General features: G+C 74.8%; 4 protein-coding genes. 1 reads left to right on the forward strand and 3 read right to left on the reverse strand.

Features of this window, described 5'->3' with window-relative positions; translation table 11 throughout:
* Positions 1-9: 9 nt before the first annotated feature.
* The 3 genes from IDM29_RS13475 to eccCa form a co-directional block, all read right to left on the reverse strand.
* Complete coding sequence (locus IDM29_RS13475; RefSeq protein ID WP_188037636.1) at positions 10-999, reverse strand: ABC transporter permease subunit; 990 nt, start codon at positions 997-999, stop codon at positions 10-12.
* Positions 996-1,952 (reverse strand): ABC transporter ATP-binding protein, encoded by a 957-nt coding sequence (locus tag IDM29_RS13480; protein ID WP_182112086.1) that lies wholly within the window; start codon positions 1,950-1,952, stop codon positions 996-998. The genes IDM29_RS13475 and IDM29_RS13480 overlap by 4 nt, the downstream gene beginning before the upstream one ends.
* A gap of 120 nt (positions 1,953-2,072) precedes the next feature.
* Positions 2,073-6,086 (reverse strand): type VII secretion protein EccCa, encoded by a 4,014-nt coding sequence (eccCa, locus tag IDM29_RS13485; RefSeq protein WP_188037637.1) that lies wholly within the window; start codon positions 6,084-6,086, stop codon positions 2,073-2,075.
* Positions 6,087-6,184: 98 nt separating this feature from the next.
* On the opposite strand from eccCa, the gene IDM29_RS13490 reads away from it, so the two are divergent.
* A partial coding sequence (locus IDM29_RS13490; protein WP_223148325.1) for a hypothetical protein occupies positions 6,185-6,667 on the forward strand: 483 nt, incomplete at its 3' end.

Consider the following 6,667-nt stretch of genomic DNA (forward strand, 5'->3'; position numbering starts at 1 on the left):
TGCGCGACGTCAGGTGACGTCGCGCACGCGGAACACCGCGCCGGTGAGCGCCACGAGGAGGGCGCTCACCACGAGGAGCCACAGGCCGCCCTGCCCGAGGGAGACGGCGTGCTCGACGCCCTCGCAGACGGTCCCCTGGGCGCCCACGGTGCACTCCTGGGTCCAGTAGGTGGTGCCGTCCTGGACCCACGCCAGGACGTTGGTGCGCAGCAGCCAGGGCTGCAGGTCGGGCCACAGGCCGCTCACGAGCGACTCGACGACCAGCGCCCAGCCGGCGAGCACGCCGAGCGCGGCGGCGGTGTGGCGCAGCAGCACGCCCAGCGCGGCGCCGAGCACGCCCGCGACGCCGCCGAGCAGGACCAGGCGCAGGGCGATCCCGCCGATCTCGCGCCAGCCGGCCGCGGTGGCCGTCCCGGTGGCGTCGTTGGCCGCGTGGGCGATCCAGACGCCCCCGACGAGGAGCAGGACGAGCACCGTGACGACGACCAGCGCGACGGTGCCGGCGGCCGCGAGCTTCGAGGCGAGCACCGCGGTCCGGCGGGGCACGAACGTCAGCCACGTGCCCATCGCGCCGGTCGTGAGCTCGGCGGCGGTCGCCGTCACGCCCAGCAGGACGGCGAGGAAGGCGAGCAGGAGCGCCGTCGTCGCGAGCACGCCGGGCGCGGCGGAGGCGAAGTCCTGCGCCTGGGGCACGAACCACTCCTCCTGCGGCGCGGTCATCTGGTCGCAGCCGTAGTCGACGTCCGTCCCCGTGGCCTCGCGCTCGGCGGCCTCGGCCTCCTCGCAGTCGGCGATCATCTCCTCGCCGTTGAGCTCCCACTCCTCCAGCGCGGCCTCGTACGAGCGCTGGGCCTGCTCGAGGTCGGCCGCGGACAGCGGGCGGGAGCTGAAGAAGACCCCGATGGCGACCAGCACCACCGTGGCCAGCCCGGCCCCGACGACCGCCACCAGCATGCGGCGCGCGAGCAGGCGCCGGACCTCGACCGCGAACAGCCTCATCGGGCACCTCCGCCGGTGGTGCGCCGGGTGGGGGCGCCGAGCGTCTCGCTCGCGGTCAGCTCCAGGAAGACGGTCTCCAGGCCCGCGCGCACGGGGGTCAGCTCGTGGACCCACAGCCCTTGCTGCGCGAGGAGGTAGGTGACGCGCGCGGGATCCGGCTCGCCCTCGACCAGCAGGTGGTCACCCTCGCGGCGCACCTGTGCGCCGGCGGCGCGCAGGGCCTCCGCGGCCCGGTCCGGTTCGCGCACCCCCACCCTGACCTCCGCCGTGCGGTCGCCGATGACGTCGGCGACGCTGCCGCTCGCGAGCAGTCGGCCGCGCCCGATGATCGAGACCGTGTCGGCGACCTGCTCGACCTCCGCGAGCACGTGGCTGCTCACCAGGACCGTGCGGCCCTCGTCGCCCAGGCGCCGCATCGTGCGGCGGATCTCGTGGATGCCGGCCGGGTCGAGGCCGTTGGTCGGCTCGTCGAAGATGAGCAGGTCCGGCGACTTGAGGAGCGTCGCGGCGATCGCGAGGCGCTGCTTCATGCCGAGCGAGTAGCTGGAGTAGCGGTCGTCGGCCCGGTCCGCCAGGCCGGTCTCCTCGAGCACCGCCCCGACGCGCGTGCGCGGCGTGCCGATGCCGTCCGCGAGCAGCGTGAGGTTGCGGCGCCCCGAGAAGGCCGGGAAGAGCTTGGGCGCCTCGACGATCGCGCCGACGCGGTGCACCACCCCGGGGAGCTGGCGGGGGACCTCGTGGCCGAAGATGCGCGCGCTGCCCGAGTCGGGGCGCACGAGCCCGAGCAGCATCCGGATCGTCGTCGTCTTGCCCGACCCGTTGGGGCCGAGGAACCCGTGGACTCCGCCCGCGGGGACGGTCAGGTCGAGCCCGGCCACGGCCACCCGGCGGCCCCGCACCGTGCGGTAGGTCTTGCGCAGGGCGTGGGTCTCGACGGCGACGTCGGCGCTCATGGTCCTCCTCGGGCCGCGGGGGCGGCGCTGGGCCGACGCTAGCGGGCCCCCGGGACGGACCGCCGCGCGGCGCGCCGATCTTGGAACGCGCGGCTCCCGCCCCGGGGTCCGGTGCGGAGGTCAGAGCGTCGCGGGCGTGAACGAGAGCTGGACCACCTGGCGGCCGTTGTCCCGCGTGATGAGCTGGGCACGCCCCGCGACGCCGGGCACCGGCTTGGCGCCGCCGATGAGCGCCCCCTCGTCCGGGCTGCCGGACATGACGATGCCGGGCGCCGCCAGGTCCTTGAGGGACTGCAGCACGGGCTCGTACATCGACCGCGCGGCACCACCCGTGCGCCGGGTCAGCACGAGGTGCAGGCCGACGTCGCCGGCCTGCGCCAGCAGCGGGACCAGCGGGGTCAGGGGGTTGCCCTGCGACGTCGCCACGAGGTCGTAGTCGTCGACGAGCACGAAGACCTCGGCCCCGGACCACCAGGACCGCGCGCGCAGCTGCTCGGGCGTGACGTCCGGGCCGGGCAGGCGCCCCTTGAGGTACCCCGCGATGCCGGCGATCTCGTCCTTGGCCTGGTCCTGCGTGGTGAGGTAGCCGGCCAGGTACTCGTCCGGGATCTCACCGAGCAGCGAGCGGCGGAAGTCGATCGCGAAGATCTGGGCCTGCGCGGGGGTGTAGAGCCGCTGGACCTCGACCGCGACGCCGCGCAGCAGGGCCGACTTGCCGGCACCGCCGTCGCCGAACGCGTACAGGTGCGACTCCTCGCGGGGGTCGATCCCGACCGGCGCGAGCGCGGCCTCGTCGATGCCCAGGAGGATGTGCCGGTCGTCCACGCCGCGACCCTGGGCCGCCATCTCGCGCACCTGCTCGAGCTCGACCATCTCGGGCAGCAGCCGCAGCTTGGGCCCCGCCGGTCCCTGCCACGCGGCGTTGACCGCCTCGATCATCTGGTCGACGCCGGCGCCGAGGGAGGCGGAGTCGCCGTCGCCGTCGATCCGCGGCAGCGCGGTCAGCACGTGGTGCTTGGTCGTGGTGATGCCTCGGCCCGGCCGGTCCTTCGGCACGTTGACCGCGACGCGCCGGTCGATGTCCGAGTCCATCGGGTCGCCCAGGCGCAGCTCCAGCCGGGTCCCGAAGACGTCCTTGACCTGCGAGCGGAAGTCCATCCAGCGGTTGGCCGTGGCCACGAGGTGCAGACCGAAGGTCAGGCCCCGCCCGGCGAGCGTCTGGATCTCGGCCTCGAGCTCGTCGAACTCGGCCCGGATCGTGCTCCAGCCGTCGACGACGAGGAAGATGTCGCCGTAGCCGTCGTCGACCAGGCCCTGGGCCCGGCGCTGCCGGTACGTCTCGATCGAGTCGATGCCGTTCTGACGGAAGTACAGCTCGCGCGCGTCCACGATGCCGTCGATCTCGGCGATGATCCGCCGCACGACGTCGGGCTCGGCGCGGCTCGCCACGCCCGCGACGTGCGCGAGGCGCGTCATCGGGCTGAACGTGCCGCCGCCGAAGTCGAGGACGTAGAACTGGACCTCGAGCGGGGTGCACGTGAGCGAGAGCGCCGTGACGAGCGAGCGGGCCGCGGTGCTCTTGCCCGTGCGCGGGCCGCCGACGATGGCCATGTGGCCCGCGGCGCCGCCGAGGGAGAGCGTGAGGTTCTCCCGGCGCTGCTCGAGCGGCCGGTCGACGATGCCGAGCGGCACGGTGAGGTCCCCGGCGCCGCGCCACCCGGGCGAGTGCAGCCCCAGGGTCGGGTCGGCGACGAGGTCGGGCATCAGCTGGTCGAACGTGTGGGGCACGACGAGCGGCTCGAGCCAGACCTTGTGCGCCGGGCGGCCCTTGCCCGCCATGCGCTGCACGGCGATGTCGAACGTCGCGCGCGTCTCCTCGGGCTCGGCCACCTCGACCACGGGCGCGGCCTCGAGCTGCGGGGCGTCGCTGGTCACGGGCGCGGCGGTGAACAGCTCGATCCGCTCGTTGGTGGAGCGTCCGGCGGGGCCGCCGCGCGCGGCGCGCCGCCGCCCCTTCGGCGGGCCGGAGACGTAGGACGCGCGGAACTGGATCATCGACGTCGTGTCGGGCTTCAGGTACCCCATGCCGGGCACGGCGGGCAGCGTGTAGGCGTCGGGGACGCCGAGGACCGTGCGGGACTCGGCGGCCGAGAACGTGCGCAGGCCGATCCGGTAGGACAGGTGCGACTCGAGGCCGCGCAGGCGCCCCTCCTCGAGGCGCTGCGAGGACAGCAGGAGGTGCATCTGCAGCGAGCGGCCGAGGCGGCCGATCGCGACGAAGAGGTCGACGAACTCCGGCTTCGCGGAGAGCAGCTCGGAGAACTCGTCGGCGACGATGAGGAGCGCGGGCAGCGGCTCGAGGTCGGTGCGCCCGCCCGCGCGGGCCTTCTCGTAGTCCGTGACGTTCGCGAAGTTGCCGGCCGCGCGCAGCAGCTCCTGGCGCCGCGTCATCTCGCCCTGCAGGGCGTCCTGCATGCGGTCGACGAGGGTGAGCTCCTCGCCGAGGTTGGTGATGATCGCCGAGACGTGCGGCATGTCGGCCATGCCGGCGAACGTCGCTCCACCCTTGAAGTCGACGAGGACGAAGTTGAGGTCCTCCGACGAGTGGGTCAGCGCGAGCGCGAGCACGAGCGTGCGCAGCACCTCGGACTTGCCGGACCCCGTCGCGCCGATGATCAGGCCGTGGGGACCCATGCCCTGCTGCGCCGACTCCTTGATGTCCAGGGCGATCGGCTGCCCCTGGCTCGTGAGGCCGATCGGCACCCGGAGCCGGTCGCGCTGCAGGCGCGGGCGCCAGTGCACGTCGGGGTCGAAGTCGCGCACGTCGCCGATGCCGAGCAGGTCCACGAGCTCGGCCGAGACGGCGGGCGAGTCCTCCGCGCGCGGGCCGGACTCGAGGTAGAGCGGCATGAGCCGCCGCGCCGCGGCCTCGGCGTCCGCGACGGACATCCGGTCGGCCGACGCCTCGAAGGGCGCGCGCCCCAGGTGCAGCGCCTCGACGGGGAGGCGAGGGGCGCCCGACGGCGTGCGGCCGGCGCCGACGCGCGAGCCGAGCGTGAGGCGCAGGGTCCGCGGGTCGGCGAGGTCGTCCCACCGCTCCGGCAGGTCCAGGACGGTGACGCCCATGACGCCGTCGGACGTGAGGATCGCGTTGCCGGCGGGCACGTCGCCCCCGTCGACGACGACGAGCAGGTGCGGGAGCAGCGGCGTCTCGTTCACGCCGAAGCGGGGCCGGTCGGGCAGGCCCTCGGGCAGGAGGTCCTCGAGGTCGGTGAGCGAGGCGCCGATCATCCGCGCCGGGCCGACGGCGTCGCGCACGCGGGTGCTGTGCGTGTGCGGGAGCCACTTGGCCCAGTCCCACTCACCGAGCGCCTGGGGGGAGGCGACCACGGCGATGCGCAGGTGCTCGGGGGAGTGGAACGCCGCCAGGTGGCTGACCATGGCCCGGGCGAGGCCGCGCACGTCGGCCTCGTCGCCGGTGATCTCGACCCGCGCGACGGAGCGGACGTCCACCGCGACGGGGACGTCGTGCTGCGTCTGGTGCGTGACCATGAACCGGTGGGCCGCCGACGCGGCGACCGGGTCGAGCTGCGCGAGCGGGGCCGTCTCCGGCGGGTCGAGCGTCAGGCAGAGGGCCTGGTCGGCCAGGCCGATGCGCACGTCGAGGAAGTCCTCGTGGTCGGGCTGGCGCTCCCAGACCCGCGAGCGCTCCTCGGCGACCACGGCCAGGGCGGTGGGCTCCGGGTTGTCCCACAGCGCCCGGCGGCGCTGGGCGCGGGCCGCCTGGCGCACGGTCTCCCGCAGCTCGGAGAGGTACGCGAGGTACTCCCGGCGGGCGCCCACGACGGTGGCCTGGTGCTGCGAGCGCTGGCGCCAGCCGTTGACGAAGACGAAGCCGAGCGAGGCGACGAGGAACATGCCGCCCGCGATCATGCCGCGCGTGCCGGGCGTCGCGAGGGCCACGAAGACGATGGAGCCGGCCGAGCCGAGCATCGGGATCAGCGTGGTCAGCATGCCGCTGATGCCGTCCGACGGGGTGATCTCGGGCGGCGGGAGGACCTGGATCCGGCCCGCTGGGACGGACGGGGGCGCCACCCGCGTGCTGGAGGGGCCGGCGAGCGGGGGTGCGGTCATCTCGTCGGGCTCTCCCTCGTGCGCTCCTGGGCCTCGAGACCCGGCGCACACCCTAATATGAGCGCGTCCAGCCGCGCGCGAGCTTCCAGGGAGTCGGTGTGATCTCACCCGCCCGGTCCTTGGTCGGACTCCGTCTGGGTGACCGCTCGGTCGACGTCGCGGTCCCGCACGGCACCCCGGTCTACGACGTGCTGCGCGCGACGGGCGCCGACCTGGACGACCCGACCCTGACGGTCGTCGACTCCTCGGGCCAGCAGGTCGACATCTACTCGACCACGGGCGAGCACCTGTCGGACGGCGCCGTCCTGCACGTCCTGACGCGGCCCACGGCGGTCCGCGTCGCGAAGGGCGGCCGCCGCGACGTGCACGACCCGACGGTCACCCGCCCGACGACGTCGCCCTGGTGGCTCGGCGTCGCCGGCGCCGCGGCCGTCGTCGTCACCGCCACCGTCGTGCTGGGCATCGGGCGCGGCGTCGCCCCCGCGACGGACCGCTGGATCCTCGCCGCGACGCTGCTCGTCGCGGCGCTGGCGCTCGCCGTCACCCCGCGACGCCCGGGCACCGCCGGCTCGCTCTGGCCG

This window comes from Actinotalea sp. JY-7885, assembly GCF_014525465.1.
Lineage (GTDB): Bacteria > Actinomycetota > Actinomycetes > Actinomycetales > Cellulomonadaceae > Actinotalea.

Excerpts from the sequence above, each read along its gene's own strand:
- eccCa (WP_188037637.1), bottom strand. The coding sequence starts at position 6,086 with ATGACCGCACCCCCGCTCGCCGGCCCCTCCAGCACGCGGGTGGCGCCC.
- IDM29_RS13480 (WP_182112086.1), bottom strand. The coding sequence starts at position 1,952 with ATGAGCGCCGACGTCGCCGTCGAGACCCACGCCCTGCGCAAGACCTAC.
- IDM29_RS13475 (WP_188037636.1), bottom strand. The coding sequence starts at position 999 with ATGAGGCTGTTCGCGGTCGAGGTCCGGCGCCTGCTCGCGCGCCGCATG.